This window comes from Pseudomonas sp. OE 28.3 (assembly GCF_014268205.2).
In the GTDB taxonomy this organism is placed as follows: domain Bacteria; phylum Pseudomonadota; class Gammaproteobacteria; order Pseudomonadales; family Pseudomonadaceae; genus Aquipseudomonas; species Aquipseudomonas edaphica.
Genome location: NZ_CP077082.1, coordinates 6,126,841 through 6,147,764, shown reverse-complemented (window position 1 = coordinate 6,147,764; position 20,924 = coordinate 6,126,841). Strand labels below are relative to the sequence as shown.

Sequence of the window (20,924 nt, the reverse complement as noted above, 5' to 3'; positions counted from 1 at the left end):
GCATGAGCCTTGCTCAGTGGGAGTTAGACCTGTTTATAAGGGAGGAACTAGAAGTTCATTTTCGTAAAATTGATATTATTCAGAATACGGAAGTCAATCCGAAACAGTATAGTGGTCCGGGAACAGTGTCCGTAAAGGATGGAAGGCTAGAGTATATTCTTCACCATGCGTTGACTGATGAGGCGAATGATAGAACGTTGCAAACCGGCCTTTATGGTGAGGCAGGGCAAGTTATAACCGCCGAACAGTCGTTTAGATTTTCTGGGGTAGATGTACATGGGCGGAAGTGGGACGCTTTAGAGACAGATACTCATCGAGGGGTCTTAGGTCGGAATGGGGCGGTTGTGATAGGTGAATTGCAGTGTCTACGCACCGAAAAAAAATCTGCACCTATAGAAGAGAACTACGTTAATTATCTTATTGCAGTCAATGGCTTTTTTCCTCGGCGGGGAGCAATGCCGGAGGGGCGCTTGGATTTTACCGTCCAAGATATAAACGTCTGCGCCAGTATCGATGAGTACGGATGTGAGCTATCAATCTCAGGTTCACAAGTAACTGAAGTATCCAGTAGTGCAATACTAAAAGTACTTGAGATGGTTTCGGGTTGCCTGTTCCAAGTCAGGGCAGTTGAGTTTCATTATTCTGGAGCTTGCTGGATGGAATTGCGCTCTATAAATTCAGATCTTTCCAATAGACAGCTGCATCCACCAATAGAACTGTCAGCGCTTCAGCCTGGAAAAAGCTTAGAAGATTTTTTTTCAAAATTTTATGGTTTTTTTCTGATGGAGGGTGAAAAGCTTTATGATTATTGGTATCAGTTGAATAGGGCTTGGCAAGGAGGTTTTCAAGCAGCAAGTTTATCTATATGCATATTTATTGAGGGGATGCTCAGAGAGTATTTTGGCCCGCAAGGGCAGGATGCTGAATTTCATAAGTTGGCTGAAGATTCGTTATCTGAGGTTTCCAAGTTAAAGATTGATAGCCGTGTTATTGAGTTGCTCAAGGGGAGTATTCGCAATGCGGGGCAATTCAAGGCTAAGACTGCGTTGCACCTCTTGGAGAAAAATGGCGCGGTTTCCAAGGGGCTTCCAAGTAAATGGACGAAATTACGTAACGATTCTGCGCATGGGGTACGTGCGGGTGAGGGGTACACAGCCCAGCAGCGCCAGTTGGATTTGACTTTCAACAATCTGAAGCTTTTCTACGAAATTATTTTTCACCTAGGTGGCTATGAAGGCTCTCGCATTGATTACGGCACGCATGGATTCCCCAATAAATTAGGCACAACGGTGCAGAGAGTGAGTCCCTAAGAGAACGACGGTGGACACTTTTTGGACACTTTCGGATTATGAGGTTGAGAAAACGCATCAATAGTACAGTGCCAAAAACGACGAAAGCCGCGCAATGCGCGGCTTTCTTGTTTGGTGGGCCCAGTAGGACTCGAACCTACGACCAAAGGATTATGAGTCCTCTGCTCTAACCAACTGAGCTATAGGCCCTCAGTAGGACGCGGATTATAGCGACGGTTTCCGTGCTGTGCCATCCGAAAAGTCTGAAACCCGCATATGAAGAAAAGTCTCGGCAAAAAGCTCCGGCGGCAGCGGCAGGCTGACGATGTAGCCTTGCATCTGTTCGCAGCCTTCGGCGGCCAGGAAGGCTTGTTGTGCGGGGTTTTCCACGCCTTCGGCGATGATGGTGAATTGCATGCTGTGGCCCAGGGCGATGATGGCGCGCACGATGGCGGCGTCGTGGGGGTCGTCGGGCAGGCCGCGCACGAAAGACTGGTCGATCTTGAGGAAGTCCAGTGGCAGGCGCTTGAGGTAACTGAGTGAAGAATAGCCGGTGCCGAAGTCATCGATGGCCAGTTGCACGCCCAGGTGCTTGAGTTGGTGCAGCACTTCGAGGGCTTCTTCGGCCTGGCTCATGATGAAGTTTTCGGTGATCTCCAGTTGCAGGCAACCGGGCTCCAAGTGGTAGTCGTGCAACAGTTGTTCGATGCGCGCGAGCAGGTTGGGGTGACGCAGTTGTGCGCCGGCGAGGTTGACTGACAGCGGGCCGAAATCGTTGAAGGCGCGTTTCCAGGTGTGCATCTGACGGCAGGCCTGTTCCAGTACCCAGTCGCCAATCTGCAGGATCGTGCCGTTCTCCTCGGCCAGGGCGATGAAGTGTTCCGGCGGCACGTCGCCAAAGGTCGGGTGGTGCCAGCGAATCAATGCTTCGGCGCCGATCAGTTCCTGGGTGACCAGGCTGAGCTTCGGTTGGTAGTACAGAAACAGCTCTTCACGCTCGATGGCACGGCGCAGTTCGTGCTCGAGGGCCACGCGTTCGTTGGCCTGGGCGGTGAGGTCGCGAGTGTAGCTCTCGACACGGTTGCGGCCTTTGGCCTTGGAGCGGTACATCGCGGCATCGGCGTTTTTGACCAGGGTAGCGACGTCGGTACCGTCCTGTGGATAGAGGCTGGTGCCGATGCTGGCGCTGATAAAGAACTCATGCTCGCCGGCCTGGAACGGCGGGGTGAAGCAGGCGAGCAGTTTATTGGCCAGGTGTTCGGCATCGCTGGCTTGTTGCAGGCCGGGCAGCAGGATGATGAATTCGTCGCCGCCCAGGCGTGCCACGGTGTCGATGTCGCGCAGTTGCTCCTTGAGGCGCACGGCGATGTCCTTGAGCAGCAGGTCGCCGACGGGGTGGCCGAGGCTGTCGTTGATATGCTTGAACCGGTCCAGGTCGAGGAACAGCACGGCGCCTTGGTGACCGGTTTCTTCCTGGCTGGTGAGGGCGGCTTGCAGTCGGCTTTCAAACAGGGTGCGGTTGGGCAGGCCGGTCAGTGGGTCGTGGTGTGCCTGATAATCGAGGCGAGCCTGGGCGTGCTTGAGACTGGAGATGTCGGCAAACACGGCAACAAAGTGTGTGATCAACTGGTCGCGGTTACGCACGGCGCTGATGGTCAGCCAGCTGGGGTATAGCTCGCCGTTTTTGCGGCGGTTGGAAATCTCGCCCTGCCAGTGGCCGTGAGCCGTCAATTGATGCCACATCGCCGCATAGAACGCGCTGTCATGCAGGCCGGAAGCGAGCAGGCGCGGCGTGCTACCAAGGGCTTCGGCTTCGCTGTAGCCGGTGATTTCGCTGAAAGCACGGTTGACGGCGCTGATGTTCTGCCGGGTGTCGGTGATCAATACCCCTTCGGCCGTGCTCTCGAACACCGTGGCGGCCTGTTGCAGTTTTTCCTGCATCACTTGGCGTTCGGTGATGTCACGGGCGATGGTCAGCATGCAGTCATCCTCGCCGATGGGCAGCGGCCGGCTGGACACTTCGCACAGGCGAATCAAGCCGTCGGCGCGGCGGATATGGCAGACGAAGTCACGCACAAAACCGTCGCGTTGCATCAGTTCCAGCATGTGCTTGCGTTCGTTGAGGTCGACCCAGATGCCCAGGTCCAGGGTCGACTGGTCGAGCGAGTTCGCACTGCTAAAGCCCGTCAGGCGGGTGAAGCCTTCGTTCACTTCAATCAAAAGCCCATCGCGTTGGCGGCTGAGCAGCAAACCGTCGGGTGAGGCGTGGAAGGCCTTGGCGAATTTCTCTTCGGAGGTTTGCAGCAGTTGCTGGGTTTCCTTGAGTTGGGTGATGTCACGCACCACCACCACCAAGGCTTCTGTGGTGTCGAGTTGGAACGGTTCGGCGGAGATCAGCCCGGTAAACGCCTGGCCATTGCTGCGCAGAAATGGCATTTCCAGGTTGCGGATGCTGGTGGTCTGCACACGTTGCAGCAGGTCGGGGCCGACGCCTTGAATGCCCCAGATGTTCAGCTCGGTGGCGGTTTTGCCCACGACTTGTTCGGCGCTTAGCCCAATCTGGTCCTCGAATGCCTTGTTCACCTCCAGCAGGCAGCCATCAGAGAGGCGGGCGATGACCAGGATGTCCGGGCATTGCTGAAACACCGAGGCAAACTTCTCTTCGGAAAGCTGCAAAGCCTCCTCTGTGCGCTTGGCTTCGCTGATATCGATCATCAAACCGCGCAACACCGGCTCATGGCCGTGCTCGATCAGGCTGACGATATCGCGCACCCACAAGCAACGGCCGTCGGCGGTAATCACTCGATAATCGAGGCTGTGATCGCGGTTGGCGCGGGTTTCCTGGAAGCAGAATGCCTCCGCTCGGGTCAGGTCGGCAGGGTGGATGATGTTGCGCCAGAAGCCTGGAATCAGCCAATGGGCGCGGGGATAGCCCAGCAGGTCTTCGGCGTGGGGCGAAACGTAGCTGTAGGTGAAGTCGGTGATGCTGGCTTCCCAGGCAATCGCGGACAGGCTCTCGACCAGGCCGCGATAGTGGTATTCGCTGCTGCGCAACTCTTGCTCAAGGGCGACTCGCCGGGCAATTTCCGAGCTGAGCCGGCGGTTGATGCGAATCACGATGGCCAACACGGTGCTCAGCAGCAGCACCGCCGGCAGGCCGTACATCAGCAAGTCGGCCCAGAAGGTGCGGTGATCGGTGAAGCTGCCGACCCAGTGTTGCTGGATCGCGTCGGTTTCGTCGGAGCTGAGGTCAGCGAGGACTTTGTCCAGGATGCCCACCAGTATTTTCTGGTCGCGCGGCACGCCCATCGCCAACTGGTACCGATAGGGCGTTTCGCCGCTGACGTATAAACCATCCAGCTTGAGCTGGCGCAGGCTCCAGACGCTGGAGGCGAGGTCGCCGACAACCGCATCCACTTCATCGGTGGCCAGGGCTTGCAGCGTCGAGCTGACGTTCGGCATGGCCACCAGGTTGAGGTCGGGATGGTGGGTGCGCAGTAATTCGTGCGGCGCGTAGTTTTCCACCACGGCGATCTTCAGGCCGTACAGGTCTTTAAGGTTGCGAGGTTTCGCGCCGCCCTCATGGGCGAGGATGACGATCGGGAAATCCAGGTACGGACGTGTAAAGGCCAGGTAATTCTGGCGTTCGGGCGTCGACATGATGCCGGGCAACAGGTCGAGCTGGTTGTTTTTCGCCTGTTCGAGCACGGCGGTCCAGTTTTCCGGCTCGATGAGCTTGATCCGCACGCCCAGGCGGTCCTGGATCAGGCGTACATAGTCGGCTGCGAGGCCTTGATAACGGCCATTTTCATCACGGTATTCGAAGGGCGGCCAAGAAGCGTCCACCCCCAGGCGCAGCTCCTGATGGTCCGCCAGCCAGCCACGCTCATCATCAGTAAGAGTCAACGCGCCAGCCGTTGCGGTCCAGGCGAGCAGCGACAGCAGTATCACGGTCGGCAGTCTGGGCATAACGGTCTCGTTATGGCACGGGGAATGTTTCGAGTGTAGACGGGCATTGCGGGGGAGGGGGTGTTGCGGGGGAAGTTAATCCATAGAAAGTAATCTATGGAAAACAAAACCCCCGGCCTGGGCCGGGGGTTCTGGTATCACTCGTCGAGGAAGGAGCGCAGATGCTCGCTTCGCGTCGGGTGGCGCAACTTGCGCAGTGCCTTGGCTTCGATCTGACGGATCCGCTCGCGGGTCACGTCAAACTGCTTACCGACTTCCTCAAGGGTGTGGTCGGTATTCATGTCGATGCCGAAACGCATGCGCAGTACCTTGGCTTCACGGGCAGTGAGGCCGGACAGTACGTCGCGAGTCGCTTCTTTAAGGCTCTCAACAGTGGCGACATCGATTGGCGACTGCATGGTCGAGTCTTCGATGAAGTCACCCAGGTGGGAGTCTTCGTCATCACCAATCGGCGTTTCCATGGAGATCGGCTCTTTAGCGATCTTCAATACCTTGCGGATTTTATCCTCAGGCATTTCCATGCGTTCGCCCAGCTCTTCCGGGGTCGGTTCGCGACCCATTTCCTGCAACATCTGCCGGGAAATACGGTTGAGCTTGTTGATCGTCTCGATCATGTGCACCGGAATACGGATGGTGCGAGCCTGGTCGGCGATCGAGCGAGTGATCGCCTGACGGATCCACCAGGTGGCATAAGTCGAGAACTTGTAGCCGCGACGGTATTCGAACTTGTCCACCGCCTTCATCAAGCCGATGTTGCCTTCCTGGATCAGATCGAGGAATTGCAGACCACGGTTGGTGTACTTCTTGGCGATCGAGATCACCAGACGCAAGTTCGCTTCAACCATCTCTTTCTTCGCGCGGCGGGCCTTGGCCTCACCGATCGACATGCGACGGTTGATGTCTTTGATTTCAGCAATCGTCAGACCGGTTTCGGTCTCAAGCGCGGTCAGCTTCTGCTGGCAACGGATGATGTCCGGCTGCAGGCGACCAATGGCTTCGGCGTATTTCGCCTTGCCTTTGGCCAGTGCGTCGGTCCAGCTTTCGTCTACTTCGTTGCCCGGGAACTGGCGCAGGAAGTCAGCCCGCGGCATACGTGCATCACGTACACACAGCTGCATGATTGCGCGTTCTTGCGCACGCAGACGTTCAAGGGCACTGCGAACACGCTCAACCAAGCCTTCGAATTGCTTCGGTACCAGCTTGATCGGCATGAACAGCTCAGCCAGGGCCACCAGCTCGGCAATCGCCAGCTTGTTGGAGCGACCGTGCTTTTTCAGGGCCTTGCGGGTGATTTCCATTTGATCGGAAACCGCACCGAAACGCTGGGCTGCGATGATCGGGTCCGGGCCGCTTTCAACTTCATCTTCGTCGTCGCTGCTGGCTTCAGCATCGTCGTCTTCGGTGTCGTCGTCAGCCTTCGCGGCTTTCGCATCGACGGGCGGCGGTACTTCGGCGGCAGGCGGCGCAATGCCGTCGTCCGGGTCGATGTAGCCGCTCAGAACGTCAGACAGGCGGCCACCTTCGGTGGTGACGCGAGTGTACTCGGAGAGAATGTGGTCAACCGTGCCTGGGAAGTGCGCGATTGCGCCCATCACTTCACGGATACCCTCTTCAATACGTTTGGCGATTTCGATTTCGCCTTCACGTGTCAGCAGCTCGACGGTACCCATTTCACGCATATACATGCGCACAGGGTCAGTCGTACGACCGATGTCGGTCTCCACCGCTGCCAGCGCAGCAGCCGCTTCTTCAGCAGCTGCCTCGTCGGTATCGGAGTCGGCCAACATAAGGGCGTCCGCATCCGGAGCACTCTCGTGTACGGGGATCCCCATGTCATTAATCATGCGGATGATGTCTTCCACCTGCTCAGGATCTGAAATATCCTCAGGCAGGTGATCGTTGACCTCTGCGTAAGTCAGATATTTCTGCTCACGACCAAGGGTGATCAACTCTTTAATACGAGACTGTTGTTGCGCTTTTCCGGACATAACACCCTATCCACTGAAGGTCTTGGCGGGCAAAAAACAAGCCGAGGATTATACCCGAGCTATGACCTCACACGCCAGCTGAGGTCGGGTTAGATGTACAAACATTCTGTTTTAAGAGGTCGCGCATCTGTTTTGCTATCTGAATTTGCTCTTCAGCCGACAATCCCGGCTGCCTTGCACGCTTGATCAGCTCATCCAGGGTCTGCGTGTGCTGACCTGCGGATAACCTAGTAATGGTGTCTAAAAACTGTTGTTCAAGGTTGTCGCCGTCAATTAGCCACTCCTTTTCCGCCAGTGCTTTAAGCAAGCGTCCTTGTTCGGTGCCGTGCCAACGAGCCATCAATTGAATTGAGTTTAGCTTAGGATTTTTCTGTACCGCCTCAATCAAGGCGATCAGTACCTGAGCATACGTGTTGCTCTCGTTGGCAAAGTGATCGGCGCTCTCAACTTTTTTTGCCAATTGCGGGTGGTGAATAAGTGTTCGCAGCGCAATGAGCGTTGGAGCTTCGACGGCGACAGGAGTTCGCGGCGCGTATGCCTCGTCGCGGTCACCGCGTTTGCCGTTCTTGTTCCAGGGTTTCTTGTCCCATTTTTTACCGCCGGCGCCGGGTTTCTTCGGTGTCCACTCCTGCTGGGGCGCATAGGCCTCCTGCGGTTGGTGGAAGTCGGAATAGTCCGGCATGGCGTCGTAATCCATGCCTGGGTCGTAGGCCGGTGGGGCTTCCTGCGGTGCGCTATGCACCAGCTGGCTGACGGCCTCGCCACTCAGGCCGGTGATTTCCAGCAGGCGCATGCGCATCAGTGACTTCAGGTTGGCGCCTGGCACTTTGTCGATCAGCGGCGCTGCGAGGGTGGCCATGTGGGCCTTGCCTTCGAGGGAGCGCGGGTCGGCTTCTTCGGTTAACTGCTGGAAGAAATAGTCCGCCAGCGGCTGTGCGTGTTGATTGATGCGGGCGCGGAAGGCGTCGGTGCCTTCGGAGCGCACCAGGGTGTCCGGGTCTTCGCCTTCGGGCAGGAACAGAAAGCGCGCGCGGCGCCCGTCCTGCAGGCTCGACAGCGTGGCTTCGAGCGCACGCCAGGCGGCGTTACGGCCGGCCTGGTCGCCGTCAAAACAGAACAGCACGCTGGGCACCACGCGAAAGAGGCGCTTCATGTGCTCTTCGCTGGTGGCGGTGCCCAGGGTAGCGACGGCATTGCGCAGGCCTTGCTGCGCCAGGGCAATGACGTCCATGTAGCCTTCCACCACGATGATTTCATCGAGGTTGCGATTGTTTTTGCGCGCTTCAAACAGGCCGTAGAGTTCCTGGCCCTTGTGAAATACCGGCGTTTCCGGGGAGTTCAGGTATTTAGGCTTGTCGTCCCCGAGCACGCGGCCACCAAAAGCGATGATGCGGCCACGGCTGTCGCGGATCGGAAACATCACGCGGTCGCGGAAGCGGTCATAGCGCTTGCCGGTCTCGGCGTTTTCCACGAGTAGACCGGCATCGATCATGGCCTTCTGCTGCAGCGTATCGCTGCTCAGATGCTTGTACAGGTTGTCCCAGCCCGGCGGGGCGAAGCCCAGGCCAAAATCCCGGGCGATCTCACCGGTGAGGCCGCGACCCTTGAGGTACTCGACGGCGGCCTTGCGCTGCGGATGGCTTTTAAGCGCCTGACGGTAGAAGTCGGCAGCGGCCGTCAGCAGCGGGTACAGCGGCGAATCAGTGGGTTGACGCGGTTTGTGCGAGCGGCCACTTTCTTCGCGGGGGATTTCCATGCCGGCGGCTTTGGCCAGTTCCTCGACAGCCTGGGGGAAGTCCAGGTTGTCGTGGTCCATGATAAAGCCGAGGGCATTGCCGCCCGCGCCGCAACCGAAGCAGTAGTAGAACTGCTTGTCGGGGCTGACGCTGAATGACGGGGTTTTTTCTTTGTGGAACGGGCAGCAGGCGGTGTAGTTCTTGCCGGCCTTCTTCATTTGCACGCGCGAGCTGACAACATCGACGATGTCGGTGCGGTTAAGAAGGTCGTCAATAAAACTCTGGGGAATCAGCCCGGCCATGGCGTTCTCGTCATCACTGCGTGTAAATGAGGGCCCGTGAAGTGATCAAGCGCACGTATCGAGTGCTCGAACATCTATCGTTTGCATGGGGAGTGTATCTGCCGAGCATTCACTGACGTTAGTTTGTATCAGTCTTCGGCTTGGAAATGTTGCCCTGACGTCCGGTGTTGGCCAATAGCAGCCTCGGAAAAGCCTTGATGGGCACAGCCGACACAGTCGATCGTCTGTTTGTAGAATCTGTGTTGCAAGAAAAAGGGGTGTGCTCGTCAGTAGCCTTGTTAGGCTCGTCAGAAGAGACGCGCACCGCTGGCAGAAGAGCCAGTCCTGACGTGTGAAGCAGTGTCTCGGTCGCGTGTGCGGCGTCGACGGTGAAGCATCAAGCGATATCCGCAAATGCCAACAGCCCGGCTGAGGGCCGGGCTTGGCAGAAGCTTGCTACGTAAGTCTGTGTATTAGTACAGACGAACGGCGCGGCGCTGTTCGCGCTGAACTTTCTTGGCGTGACGCTTAACAGCGGCTGCTGCTTTACGCTTACGCTCAGAAGTTGGCTTCTCATAAAATTCGCGGCTACGAACTTCAGCCAGAACACCGGCTTTTTCGCAGGAGCGCTTGAAACGACGCAGAGCTACGTCGAAGGGTTCGTTCTCTTTTACTTTGACGGCTGGCATCCAGAGCTACCTTCTTTCATTACCGGGAATCAACGTTCTCGTCGCAAAAAATTCGCGGCTGAGGTCGTCGGTTTTTAAGGGTTGCGGATGTTAACCCCTCATTGACCGGAATGCAAAGCCTCTGATCGAAAACCGCTAGTCGGGAGGGGGAGTGGCGACTATTATGCGCGCCTTCGAATTCAGCCTCTACAAGGCGCAAACCCATGCTAGTACTGGGACTTGAAACCTCCTGCGACGAAACCGGTGTCGCACTTTACGACAGTGAACGCGGGCTTTTGGCCGATGCACTGTTCAGTCAGATCGACCTGCACCGCGCCTATGGCGGGGTGGTGCCGGAGCTGGCCAGCCGAGATCACGTCAAGCGCATGCTGCCCTTGATTCGCCAGGTGTTGGACGAGGCCGGCTGCGTGCCGACCGAGATCGACGCGATCGCCTATACCGCAGGCCCCGGATTGGTTGGAGCCCTTCTGGTTGGGGCCTCTTGCGCCCAGGCGCTGGCATTTGCCTGGGGTATTCCAGCCCTCGGCGTGCACCATATGGAAGGCCATTTACTGGCACCGATGCTGGAAAAAACACCGCCGCAGTTCCCGTTCGTCGCTTTGTTGGTTTCCGGTGGCCACACGCAGTTGGTTCAGGTGGATGGAATCGGCCAATACACGCTTTTGGGTGAGTCGCTGGACGACGCCGCCGGCGAAGCTTTCGACAAAACCGCGAAGATGATGGGCCTCAATTATCCCGGTGGCCCGGAAATCGCGCGGCTGGCCGAAAAAGGTGTGCCGGGCCGCTACACCTTCCCGCGCCCGATGTGCGACCGCCCAGGCCTGATGTTCAGTTTCAGCGGCTTGAAAACCTCCGCACTGAACACCTGGCAGCAAAGCGTCAGCGCCGGGGACGACAGTGAACAAGCCCGTTGCGACATCGCGCTGGCGTTCCAGCAGGCCGTGGTGGAGACTTTGACCATCAAGTGCAAGCGCGCCCTCAAACAGGCAGGCATGCAGCGTCTGGTGATCGCAGGCGGCGTCAGCGCCAACAAGGCGCTGCGTACCTCGCTGGAAAAAATGCTCGGCGACATGAAGGGTGACGTGTTCTACGCGCGCCCTGAGTTTTGCACCGACAACGGCGCAATGATTGCCTACGCCGGTTGCCAGCGCTTGCAGGCCGGGCAGCACGAAAGCCTGGCGATCAGCGTGCAGGCACGCTGGCCGATGGAGCAGCTTTCACCGCTTTAAGTGGCTTGGCTTGCGCGGGGCTCATCAACGGTATTTAAAAATGCCGTTCGCGCCCGGCAAACAGGTCGCGTAAATTGCCGCGGTGGCGCCACACGATCAGCAGTGTCAGTACGCTCATCGGCAGCAACGCCGCCGGTGCCTGCCAGGCGAGCAGCGGCAGGGTGAGTGGCGTGGCGATCAGTGCGGCCAGCGAGCTGGTGCGGGTCAGGTAGAACGTCAGCAGCCAGGCCAGCACGGCCAGCAGCGCTGCCGGAGGGTAAACCCCCAGCAGCATGCCGGCCGCGGTCGCGACGCCTTTGCCGCCGCGAAAACGGAAGTACAGCGGAAACAGATGGCCCAGGACGGCGCACACGCCCACCCAGGCCTGCTGTTGCAAGGTAAGACCGGCGAAGCTGGCGATCAGTACGGGCAACAAGCCCTTGCAGACGTCACCCAGCAGCGTCAGTACGGCGAGTTTCTTGCCGGCCAGGCGCAACATATTGGTGGCGCCGGCATTGCCTGAGCCACTCATTCGCGGGTCGGGATTTCCCGTCAGGCGGCTGAGCAAAATGGCGAAGGACAGCGAGCCGAGCAGGTAGGCGAGAATCGCCAGTAACCAAAACATGCTAACTATTCCGGGCGAGGACGCCCTGATTCTAACCGGGGCAATGCGCCCTTGTCGTGCTGCGGAGAAGAGCTTGGACAGAGTGTTTATCGAAGGCCTGGAAGTCGACACCGTAATCGGGGCCTACGACTGGGAGCGCGGCATCAAGCAATGCCTGCGCCTGGACCTTAGCTTCGCCTGGGACAATCGCCCGGCGGCCGCCGGTGACGACCTGACCCTGGCGCTGGATTACGCCAGTGTGTCCACGCGTATCCAGGCCTTTGCCGAGCAATCCCAATACCAGTTGGTGGAAACCTTTGCCGAGCGGTTGGCCGAAGTGCTGATGAACGAATTCCAGATTCCCTGGCTGCACCTCAAATTGACCAAGCCCGGCGCCGTACCGGCTGCCAAAGGCGTGGGCGTGGAGATCGAGCGCGGATGTCGCTAACTCAGGTTTACCTTGGCCTTGGCAGCAATATCGAGCGCGAGCCGCACCTGTGTGCCGGCTTGGACGCGTTGGCGAGTTTCTTGACCGATGTACGCTGCTCCGCGGTGTTTGAAAGCCAGCCGGTGGGCATCAAGAGCGGGCCATTCTTCAACCTTGTTGTGTCGGCGTATACCGACCTGCCGTTGATGGAGCTGGATCGTCGGTTGAAATTCATCGAGGCTGACAATGGTCGTTATGCCCCGGACCGCAAAGGGCTGCCGTTGGATATCGACGTGCTGCTGTACGGTGACCTGGTGGGGAATTTCGATGGTTTGATCCTGCCCCGCGCAGAGATCCTGAAGAATGCTTTTGTGCTGTGGCCGTTGTCGTTGATGGCGCCGGATCGCGTGCACCCTGAAGTCGATAAGACAATGGCCGAGTTATGGCGCGATGCCCAGATCGACCAGGTGCTGGCGCCAGTTGCGTTTGAATGGCGGGGCCAGCAGTTGACCCCGGCGGATCTACTGTAGCCGCCGATGCGCCTGGCTTGACCGGATTCAACTATGGGAGCGGGCTTGCCCGCGAAAGCGGTGGGTCAGTCAGCATCAATGTTTACTGTGCCGATGTCTTCGCGGGCGAGCCCGCTCCCACACGTTTTGCGTTTAACTGAACGGCATTGATGCAAACCCGTCTGCCACAAAGAGTAACGACTACAGGTTGTATTGCTCTTTGTAGGCTTTGAGCACCTTGAGTCGCTCACGCTTGAGCGCCTCGCCCAGCTCCGGGCCTTTGAAACCTTTCTCCAGCAAGGGCGCCACCGGTACTTCGCGAGCGGCCTTGGCTGCGCCGCGTAAATAATCCGCCTGTGGATAACTTCTCTGCTCCAGGCCCTTGCGGCCCCGGGCGTCCATTTCGCAACTCACCACAAACTCTTCAAAGCGCTGCGGCCGGCGATACACGTCAAAACTTTGCAGCAACTCCAGCAGCGTCGAGGCTTTCAGCTCCAGCGCACGGTGGCCGTGGGTGTGGTATTGGCCGACCAGCAGGGCCAGTTCCTGGCAATCCTTCGGCACCTTGAAGCGTTCATTGACCGCCTTGATCAGCTTCAAGCCCGTGTGTTCGTGGGCAATATGCTGCGGCAACTTATCCACAGGCGTCAGGCCTTTGCCCAGGTCGTGCAGCAGGCAGGCCCAGCGCACGGTCAGCGGCTGCTGATGCAAGGCGGCTTGCTCGAGCACGCTAAGGGTATGGATGCCGGTGTCGATTTCCGGGTGATGAGCCTCGGGTTGTGGCACGCCAAACAGTGCATTCACTTCGGGCATCAGGGTTTTCAGCGCGTTGCAGTCGCGCAGTACCTGAATAAACACCTGCGGCTGATCCTCCATCAGCGCCCTGGAAATTTCTTTCCAACTGCGCTCCGGGGTCAAGGCTTGCAGTTCGCCAGACTCGCTGAGTTGGCGCATCAGTTCCAGGGTTTGCGGGGCGACGGTAAAATTCAAGCGAGCGTAACGCGCAGCAAAGCGTGCAACACGCAGCACTCGCAGGGGATCTTCGGCGAACGCGGGAGAAACGTGACGCAGAATCCGTGCTTCAAGGTCGCTCTGGCCACCATAGGGATCGGTCAGGTTGCCGTCATCATCCTCGGCCATGGCGTTGATGGTCAGGTCACGGCGAATCAGGTCTTCTTCCAGCGTGACCTCGGGGCTTGCGTGAAACACAAAGCCGCCATAACCCCGGCCACTCTTGCGTTCGGTGCGGGCGAGGGCGTATTCGTCGCCGTTCTTTGGGTCCAGGAATACCGGGAAGTCAGCACCGACTGGCTTGTAGCCTTTAGCGAGCATTTCTTCAGTGGTCGCACCGACCACGACGCGGTCGATGTCGGTGACCTTGAGGCCGAGCAGGCGATCACGCACCGCACCGCCGACTGTGTAGATTTTCATGAAAAAGCCTCCATTAGCGGCACAGGATACCGCCTGAGCCGGACCAATGGAGGCTTTGCTGTTTCAGAGATGTACGACGGCCAGGTCCAGGCGGCCGTAGTCGTTATCGTTGTGGTCGGTGCGTGGCGGCACGTGGTGGGTTTTCATCACCTGATCGCCCTGCAGGGTTTCCAGGTGAATGTCGAAGCCCCACAGCCGGTGCAGGTGTTTGAGCACTTCCTCGGTGGACTCGCCCAAAGGTTTGCGGTCGTGCTGCTGGTGACGCAAGGTCAGCGAACGGTCGCCGCGCACATCAATGCTGTAGATCTGCACGTTTGGCTCACGGTTGCCCAGGTTGTACTGCGCTGCCAGGGTTTCACGGATGGTGCGGTAGCCGGGCTCATCGTGGATGGCAGGCACCACCAGATCATCCTTGAGGTCGTCATCGAGAATGCTGAACAGCTTCAGGTCGCGAATCACCTGAGGTGACAGGTACTGCAGGATGAAACTCTCATCCTTGAAGCTGCTCATGGCGAACTTGATGGTCGACAACCAGTCGCTGCCGGCGATTTCCGGGAACCAGCGGCGGTCTTCTTCGGTGGGGTGTTCACACATGCGCCGGATGTCCCGGTACATGGCAAAGCCCAGCGCGTAGGGGTTGATGCCGCTGTAATACGGGCTGTCAAAACCGGGCTGGAACACCACGCTGGTATGGGAGGTGAGGAACTCCATCATGAAACCGTCGGTGACCAGGCCTTCGTCGTACAGGTCATTCATCAAGGTGTAGTGCCAGAACGTTGCCCAGCCTTCGTTCATCACCTGGGTTTGGCGCTGTGGATAAAAATACTGGGCGATCTTGCGCACAATGCGCACGATTTCTCGCTGCCACGGCTCCAGCAACGGCGCGTGTTTTTCCAGGAAATACAGGATGTTTTCCTGAGGTTCGGCGGGGAAGCGAGCATTGTCCTTGTCGCTGTTTTTGCCGGCCTTTTTAGGAATCGTGCGCCACAGGTCGTTGATCTGCTTTTGCAGGTGCTCCTCACGCTCCTTCTGGCGCAGGCGTTCTTCCTCGGCGGAAATCGGATACGGGCGTTTGTAACGGTCGACGCCGTAGTTCATCAGCGCGTGGCAAGAGTCGAGCAAGTCCTCTACCGCATCGATGCCATGGCGTTCCTCGCATTGCATGATGTACTGCTTGGCGAACACCAGGTAATCGATGATCGAGCTGGCATCGGTCCAGGTGCGGAACAGGTAGTTGCCCTTGAAAAAACTGTTATGCCCGTAGCACGCGTGGGCCACCACCAGCGCCTGCATGCAGATGGTGTTTTCTTCCATCAGGTAGGCGATGCACGGGTCGGAGTTGATCACGATCTCGTAGGCCAGGCCCATCTGCCCACGGGTGTAGGACTTCTCGGTGCTGAGGAAGTGTTTGCCATAGGACCAATGGTGGTAGCCCAAGGGCATGCCGACCGAGGCGTAGGCATCCATCATCTGCTCGGCGGTGATCACTTCGATCTGGTTGGGGTAAGTGTCCAGGGCATAACCCGCCGCGATGCGGCTGATTTCCCGGTCATAGGCCTGGATCAGTTCAAAGGTCCACTCGGAGCCGGTGGAAATGGGTTGGCGCTTATGCTCTTTTTTGGCGGTCATGTCACTAACCTGCGCTGGAAGAGTTCACGGAAGACCGGGTAGATATCGCCGGCCGAGACCAGTTGCTGCTGGGCGAACGTATCGGCAAAGGCTTCGCCGATGCGCTCGTATTCGAACCACAGTGCCTGGTGCTCACGAGGGGTAATTTCAACGTAGGTGTAGTACTGCACGAACGGCATGATCTGGTTGATCAGGATATCGCGGCAGATCGGCGAGTCATCGTTCCAGTTATCGCCGTCGGAGGCTTGCGCGGCGTAGATGTTCCACTCATTGGCAGGGTAGCGCTCGGCCATGATCTCCTGCATCAGCTTCAAGGCGCTGGACACAATGGTGCCGCCGGTTTCCCGCGAGTAGAAGAACTCTTCTTCGTCCACTTCCCGGGCGCTGGTGTGATGGCGGATGAACACCACGTCGATCTTGTCGTAGTTACGCTTCAGGAACAGGTACAGCAGGATGAAAAAGCGCTTGGCAATGTCCTTGGTGGCCTGGGTCATGGAGCCGGACACGTCCATCAGGCAGAACATCACCGCCTTGGAGCTGGGGTTGGGTTGTTTCACCAGCAAGTTGTATTTGAGGTCGAAGGTGTCGAGGAACGGCACGCGGTGAATACGCGCGCTGAGTTTCTCGATTTCCGCCTCGATTTGCTGGATATCGCCGAAGTTATCCGGCTCTTCGCGCTTTAAGCGCGCCAGTTCTTCCTTGGCTTCCTTCAGTTTGGCGCGGCTGCTACCGGACAGTGCGATACGGCGTGCATGGGCCGAGCGCAGCGTGCGAATGATATTGATGCGGGACGGGTTGCCCTCGTTACTGATCCCTGCGCGCACGGTCTTGAAGGTGTCGGTGCCGGTCAGGTTGCGTTTGACCAGGTTAGGCAATTCCAGGTCTTCAAACATGAATTCCAGGAATTCTTCCTGGGTGATCTGGAACACGAACTCGTCCATGCCCTCGCCGGAATTGCCGGCTTTGCCGGGGCCTTTACCGCCACCACCGCCTTGGGGGCGCTGGATATGCTCGCCGGTGGTGAACTCCTTGTTGCCGGGGTGCACGACGGTCTGTTTGCCGCCCCGGCCGTGGTGCAGCACCGGTTCGTCGATGTCGCGTCCAGGAATGCTGATTTGCTCGCCATGCTCCATGTCAGTAATGGAGCGGCGGCTGACGGCCTCTTCAACGGCCTTTTTGATGTGGTCACGGTAACGCCGCAGGAAACGCTGACGGTTTACCGTGCTCTTGTTCTTGCCATTGAGGCGTCGGTCGATCACATAGCTCATGGGGAGCCCTCCGGGCAGCTTCACGTTACAAGCTTCAAGCCGCGAGCTGGAAGCTTAGAGACAAGCGGTCGGCTGCCGGGCCAGAAGCCCGGCAGCACGCGCCTGTCGCTGCCTTACTGTGATTTACGCACCCGCAGGTACCACTCGGAAAGCAGGCGTACCTGTTTGTCGGTGTAGCCGCGTTCGACCATGCGCGTAACAAAGTCGTTGTGTTTTTGCTGGTCCTCCTTGCTGGCCTTGGCGTTGAAGCTGATAACCGGCAGCAGGTCCTCGGTGTTGGAGAACATTTTTTTCTCGATGACCACCCGCAGCTTCTCGTAGCTGAGCCAGGTAGGGTTCTTGCCGTTGTTGTTGGCACGGGCGCGCAGCACGAAGTTGACGATTTCGTTGCGGAAATCCTTCGGATTGCTGATGCCGGCCGGTTTTTCGATCTTCTCCAGTTCCTCGTTGAGGGCCACGCGGTTGAGGATCTCGCCGGTTTCCGGGTCGCGGTATTCCTGGTCCTGAATCCAGAAGTCGGCGTACAGCACGTAGCGGTCAAAGATGTTCTGGCCGTACTCGCTGTAGGACTCCAGGTATGCAGTCTGGATTTCCTTGCCGATGAACTCGATGTAGCGCGGCGCCAGGTATTCCTTGAGGAAGCGCAGGTAACGTTCGCGGGTTTCGGCCTGGAATTGCTCCTGTTCGATCTGCTGTTCCAGCACATAGAGCAGATGCACCGGGTTGGCGGCGATCTCGTGCGGGTCGAAGTTAAAGACCTTGGAGAGGATCTTGAACGCGAAACGGGTGGAAAGGCCGTTCATGCCCTCATCCACGCCCGCCGTGTCGCGATATTCCTGGATCGACTTGGCTTTGGGGTCGGTGTCCTTGAGGTTTTCGCCGTCGTACACGCGCATTTTCGAGTAGATGTTCGAGTTTTCCGGCTCCTTGAGGCGCGAGAGCACGGTGAATTGCGCAAGCATCTTCAGGGTGTCAGGCGCGCAATGGGCCTTGGCCAGGGAGCTGTTGAACAGCAGCTTGTCGTAAATCTTGATTTCATCACTGACCCGCAGGCAGTACGGCACCTTGACGATGTAGATCCGGTCGATGAAGGCTTCGTTGTTCTTGTTGTTGCGGAAGGTATGCCATTCCGATTCGTTGGAGTGAGCCAGCAGGATCCCGGTGAACGGAATCGCGCCCAGACCTTCGGTACTGTTGTAGTTGCCTTCCTGGGTGGCGGTAAGCAGTGGGTGCAGCACCTTGATCGGCGCCTTGAACATTTCCACGAACTCCATCAGGCCCTGGTTGGCCCGGCACAGTGCGCCCGAGTAGCTGTAGGCGTCGGCGTCGTTCTGTGGGAACTCCTCGAGTTTGCGGATATCGACCTTGCCCACCAGCGCCGAGATGTCCTGGTTGTTCTCGTCACCTGGCTCGGTCTTGGCCACGCCGATCTGGTTGAGGATCGACGGGTAGAGTTTCACCACGCGGAACTGGCTGATGTCGCCGCCAAACTCCGACAGCCGTTTGGTGGCCCACGGCGACATGATGGTATTGAGGTAGCGGCGTGGGATGCCGAAGTCTTCTTCGAGGATCGCGCCATCTTCCGTGGCGTTGAACAACCCCAAAGGCGACTCGAACACCGGCGAGCCCTTGATGGCGTAGAAGGGCACCTTCTCGATCAGTTGTTTGAGCTTTTCCGCCAGGGACGACTTACCGCCGCCGACCGGGCCGAGCAGGTAGAGGATCTGTTTCTTCTCTTCCAGGCCTTGGGCGGCGTGGCGGAAGTAGGAGACGATCTGGTCGATGCATTCTTCCATGCCGTGGAAGTCTTCAAAGGCCGGGTAGCGCCGGATCACCTTGTTGGAGAATATTCGCGACAGGCGCGAATTGTTCGAGGTGTCTACCAGCTCCGGCTCACCAATCGCCAGCAGCAGGCGTTCGGCGGCAGATGCGTAGGTGCTGCGGTCCTTTTTGCACAGCTCGAGATACTCCTGCAGGGTGAGTTCTTCCTGCTGGGTGGACTCGAAGCGTTGTTGGAAGTGGCTAAAGATACTCATGACGTCGTCACCTCGCTCGATACGTGGAGCCGACGCCGGATCAATCAGTCGATGCTGGCAGCCATTGGCGATCGCCACTGGCTGTTTTCCCCCCAGAACACCCTGAAACGCTACCGATGACCCGCACGCCGGTGTACCGGCTCTCCCCTGATTCGGATGGCCTGCGCTTAAGGATAGTTCGGAATCCGGGAGGTCAAGGCGCGATGCGCAATTAGTTTGGCTGCGCCGTTCGTCAGAAACGGCGCAAGCCCAAGCGTCACGCGGGGTGGCGGGGTGTGAAAAAAATTATTGCGAATTGTCGGAGGCAATTTCTGCAGGATAGGTCGTACGCCACAGCTCGAAGCCACCGTCCAGGCTATAGACGTCGGAGAAGCCCTGGCTGATCAGATAGGCCGCTGCGCTCTGGCTGGAATTGCCGTGGTAGCAGGCCACGATCACCGGTGCATCGAGGTCGGCGGCACGGATGAAGTCTTGGATGTTGTGGTTGTCCAGATGCTGCGCGCCGCTGATGTGGCCTGCTGCATAGGTCGGCTGGTCGCGGATGTCGACCACCACGGCGCCTTGCTCGCGCAGGGCCTGGGCTTGTTCGGGAGGGATACGTTTGAATTCGCTCATGGCGGGCTCCTAGGGCTTGGCGCCCGGCAGTGTTACAGAAGGGGGAGGTTCACACTGGCAGCTCAGGCGCTCGCCGGTGTCGATGTTCATCAGGGTCATGGCGCCGCCCCACACGCAACCGGTGTCGAGGGCGAACACGCCAGGTTCTTCGCATTTGCCTTCCAGGGCCGCCCAGTGACCGAAGATGATCTTCATGTCACGGGTCTTGCGTTCCTTGTGGGCAAACCATGGCTTATAACCGGGCAGCGCAGTGTCGGCGCCTTCCTTGCTCTTGAGGTCCAGCTTGCCTTCGGCGGTGCAGAAGCGCATGCGTGTGAAGTAGTTGGTGATCACGCGCAGGCGGGCCACGCCGGTGAGGTCATTGTCCCACTTGACCGGCTCGTTGCCGTACATGCCGTCGAGGTAGGCGGTGTACAGGTTGTCATCGGCCAGGGCGCTTTCGACTTCGGCGGCGCCCTTGAGGGCTTTCTTCAGCGTCCATTGGGGCGGGATGCCGGCATGCACCAAGGCCATGTTGCGGCCTTCGTCGTAATGCATGAGCTTTTGGCGGCGCAGCCAGTCCAGTAATTCAGTCCTGTCCGGCGCTTCCAGGATCTCGCGCAGGGTGTCGCCTTTTTTCAGGCGTTCGATGTTATTGCCGGCCGCCAGCAGGTGCAGGTCATGGTTGCCCAGCACGCACACCAATGAATCGCGCATCTTATAAAGAAAGCGCAGGGTCTCCAGGGACTCGGGGCCGCGATTGACCAGGTCGCCGACCAGCCACAAGCGGTCGCTCGCCGGGTTGAAGGCTACGCGCTCCAGCAGGCATTTGAGGGGTTCCAGGCAGCCTTGCAGGTCACCGACTGCGTACGTCGTCATCAGTGCAGGGCTCCGGGCACTGCGAGGCGAAACGGCGCGATGATGGCGTCGAACAGTTTTCCGTCGGTGGCTTTCATCTGATACGAGCCCTGCATGGTGCCGACTTTGGAGGTCATCACCGTGCCGCTGCTGTAAGTATGGCTGGCGCCGATGTCGATCAACGGCTGCTGACCAACCACGCCGGCACCACGCACTTCCTCGACCTGGCCGTCGCCATCGGTAATTACCCAGTGGCGCGACAGCAGTTTGGCCGGCACCTGCCCGTTGTTCTTCACCGTGATGGTGTAGGCGAAGGCATAACGGTCGTGTTCAGGTTGCGATTGGTCCGCGAGGAAGCGGGTGACGACGCTGACGTCGATCTGGTAGCGAGGATCGGACATGCAAGAG

At 58.4% G+C, this 20,924-nt stretch carries 16 protein-coding genes and 1 tRNA gene; 4 read left to right on the top strand and 13 right to left on the bottom strand.

Annotated elements, in window-relative coordinates; translation table 11 throughout:
- Positions 1-2: 2 nt before the first annotated feature.
- Positions 3-1,310, top strand: a complete 1,308-nt coding sequence (locus HU759_RS27685; protein WP_170040787.1) for a hypothetical protein — start codon at positions 3-5, stop codon at positions 1,308-1,310.
- A gap of 112 nt (positions 1,311-1,422) precedes the next feature.
- Here the strand turns inward: HU759_RS27685 and HU759_RS27680 are convergent.
- The 5 genes from HU759_RS27680 to rpsU all read right to left on the bottom strand — a co-directional run bounded on the left by HU759_RS27680 (position 1,423) and on the right by rpsU (position 9,952).
- Positions 1,423-1,499 (bottom strand) — tRNA-Ile (locus HU759_RS27680).
- 15 nt (positions 1,500-1,514) lie between these two features.
- The gene (locus HU759_RS27675; RefSeq protein ID WP_186617051.1) at positions 1,515-5,258 is read right to left on the bottom strand and encodes an EAL domain-containing protein; all 3,744 of its coding nucleotides are present in this window, start codon (positions 5,256-5,258) and stop codon (positions 1,515-1,517) included.
- A gap of 137 nt (positions 5,259-5,395) precedes the next feature.
- Positions 5,396-7,246, bottom strand: a complete 1,851-nt coding sequence (gene rpoD / locus HU759_RS27670) for an RNA polymerase sigma factor RpoD (RefSeq protein WP_017138049.1) — start codon at positions 7,244-7,246, stop codon at positions 5,396-5,398.
- Positions 7,247-7,313: 67 nt separating this feature from the next.
- Positions 7,314-9,284, bottom strand: coding sequence for a DNA primase (gene dnaG, locus HU759_RS27665; RefSeq protein ID WP_017138050.1), 1,971 nt, complete (start codon positions 9,282-9,284; stop codon positions 7,314-7,316).
- A gap of 452 nt (positions 9,285-9,736) precedes the next feature.
- Positions 9,737-9,952: a 30S ribosomal protein S21 gene (rpsU, locus tag HU759_RS27660; protein ID WP_002551877.1), complete on the bottom strand. Its 216-nt coding sequence runs from the start codon at positions 9,950-9,952 to the stop codon at positions 9,737-9,739.
- Positions 9,953-10,155: 203 nt separating this feature from the next.
- On the opposite strand from rpsU, the gene tsaD reads away from it, so the two are divergent.
- On the top strand, positions 10,156-11,181 hold the full coding sequence (gene tsaD, locus HU759_RS27655) for a tRNA (adenosine(37)-N6)-threonylcarbamoyltransferase complex transferase subunit TsaD (protein ID WP_017138051.1): 1,026 nt from the start codon (positions 10,156-10,158) through the stop codon (positions 11,179-11,181).
- Positions 11,182-11,215: 34 nt separating this feature from the next.
- Here the strand turns inward: tsaD and plsY are convergent, their stop codons facing one another.
- The gene (gene plsY, locus HU759_RS27650) at positions 11,216-11,785 is read right to left on the bottom strand and encodes a glycerol-3-phosphate 1-O-acyltransferase PlsY (RefSeq protein WP_170040785.1); all 570 of its coding nucleotides are present in this window, start codon (positions 11,783-11,785) and stop codon (positions 11,216-11,218) included.
- Positions 11,786-11,858: 73 nt separating this feature from the next.
- Between plsY and folB the strand changes: the two genes are divergently transcribed.
- Both folB and folK read left to right on the top strand, forming a co-directional pair.
- On the top strand, positions 11,859-12,212 hold the full coding sequence (gene folB / locus HU759_RS27645) for a dihydroneopterin aldolase (protein ID WP_017138053.1): 354 nt from the start codon (positions 11,859-11,861) through the stop codon (positions 12,210-12,212).
- Complete coding sequence (folK, locus tag HU759_RS27640) at positions 12,203-12,721, top strand: 2-amino-4-hydroxy-6-hydroxymethyldihydropteridine diphosphokinase (RefSeq protein WP_138449758.1); 519 nt, start codon at positions 12,203-12,205, stop codon at positions 12,719-12,721. Before folB ends, folK begins: the two co-directional genes overlap by 10 nt.
- Positions 12,722-12,901: 180 nt before the next feature.
- On the opposite strand, the gene HU759_RS27635 is transcribed toward folK, so the two are convergent.
- The 7 genes from HU759_RS27635 to apaG form a co-directional block, all read right to left on the bottom strand.
- On the bottom strand, positions 12,902-14,131 hold the full coding sequence (locus HU759_RS27635) for a multifunctional CCA addition/repair protein (RefSeq protein WP_170040784.1): 1,230 nt from the start codon (positions 14,129-14,131) through the stop codon (positions 12,902-12,904).
- A 63-nt stretch (positions 14,132-14,194) separates the two neighbouring features.
- Positions 14,195-15,760: a SpoVR family protein gene (locus tag HU759_RS27630; protein ID WP_017138056.1), complete on the bottom strand. Its 1,566-nt coding sequence runs from the start codon at positions 15,758-15,760 to the stop codon at positions 14,195-14,197.
- Positions 15,757-17,028, bottom strand: coding sequence for a YeaH/YhbH family protein (locus tag HU759_RS27625; protein WP_017138057.1), 1,272 nt, complete (start codon positions 17,026-17,028; stop codon positions 15,757-15,759). Before HU759_RS27625 ends, HU759_RS27630 begins: the two co-directional genes overlap by 4 nt.
- Before the next feature lie 113 nt (positions 17,029-17,141).
- The gene (locus tag HU759_RS27620) at positions 17,142-19,064 is read right to left on the bottom strand and encodes a PrkA family serine protein kinase (RefSeq protein ID WP_026013778.1); all 1,923 of its coding nucleotides are present in this window, start codon (positions 19,062-19,064) and stop codon (positions 17,142-17,144) included.
- A 285-nt stretch (positions 19,065-19,349) separates the two neighbouring features.
- Positions 19,350-19,679, bottom strand: a complete 330-nt coding sequence (gene glpE, locus HU759_RS27615) for a thiosulfate sulfurtransferase GlpE (protein ID WP_017138059.1) — start codon at positions 19,677-19,679, stop codon at positions 19,350-19,352.
- A 9-nt stretch (positions 19,680-19,688) separates the two neighbouring features.
- Positions 19,689-20,537: a symmetrical bis(5'-nucleosyl)-tetraphosphatase gene (locus HU759_RS27610; protein WP_099550419.1), complete on the bottom strand. Its 849-nt coding sequence runs from the start codon at positions 20,535-20,537 to the stop codon at positions 19,689-19,691.
- The gene (apaG, locus tag HU759_RS27605) at positions 20,537-20,917 is read right to left on the bottom strand and encodes a Co2+/Mg2+ efflux protein ApaG (RefSeq protein WP_017138061.1); all 381 of its coding nucleotides are present in this window, start codon (positions 20,915-20,917) and stop codon (positions 20,537-20,539) included. Before apaG ends, HU759_RS27610 begins: the two co-directional genes overlap by 1 nt.
- Positions 20,918-20,924 lie beyond the last annotated feature (7 nt).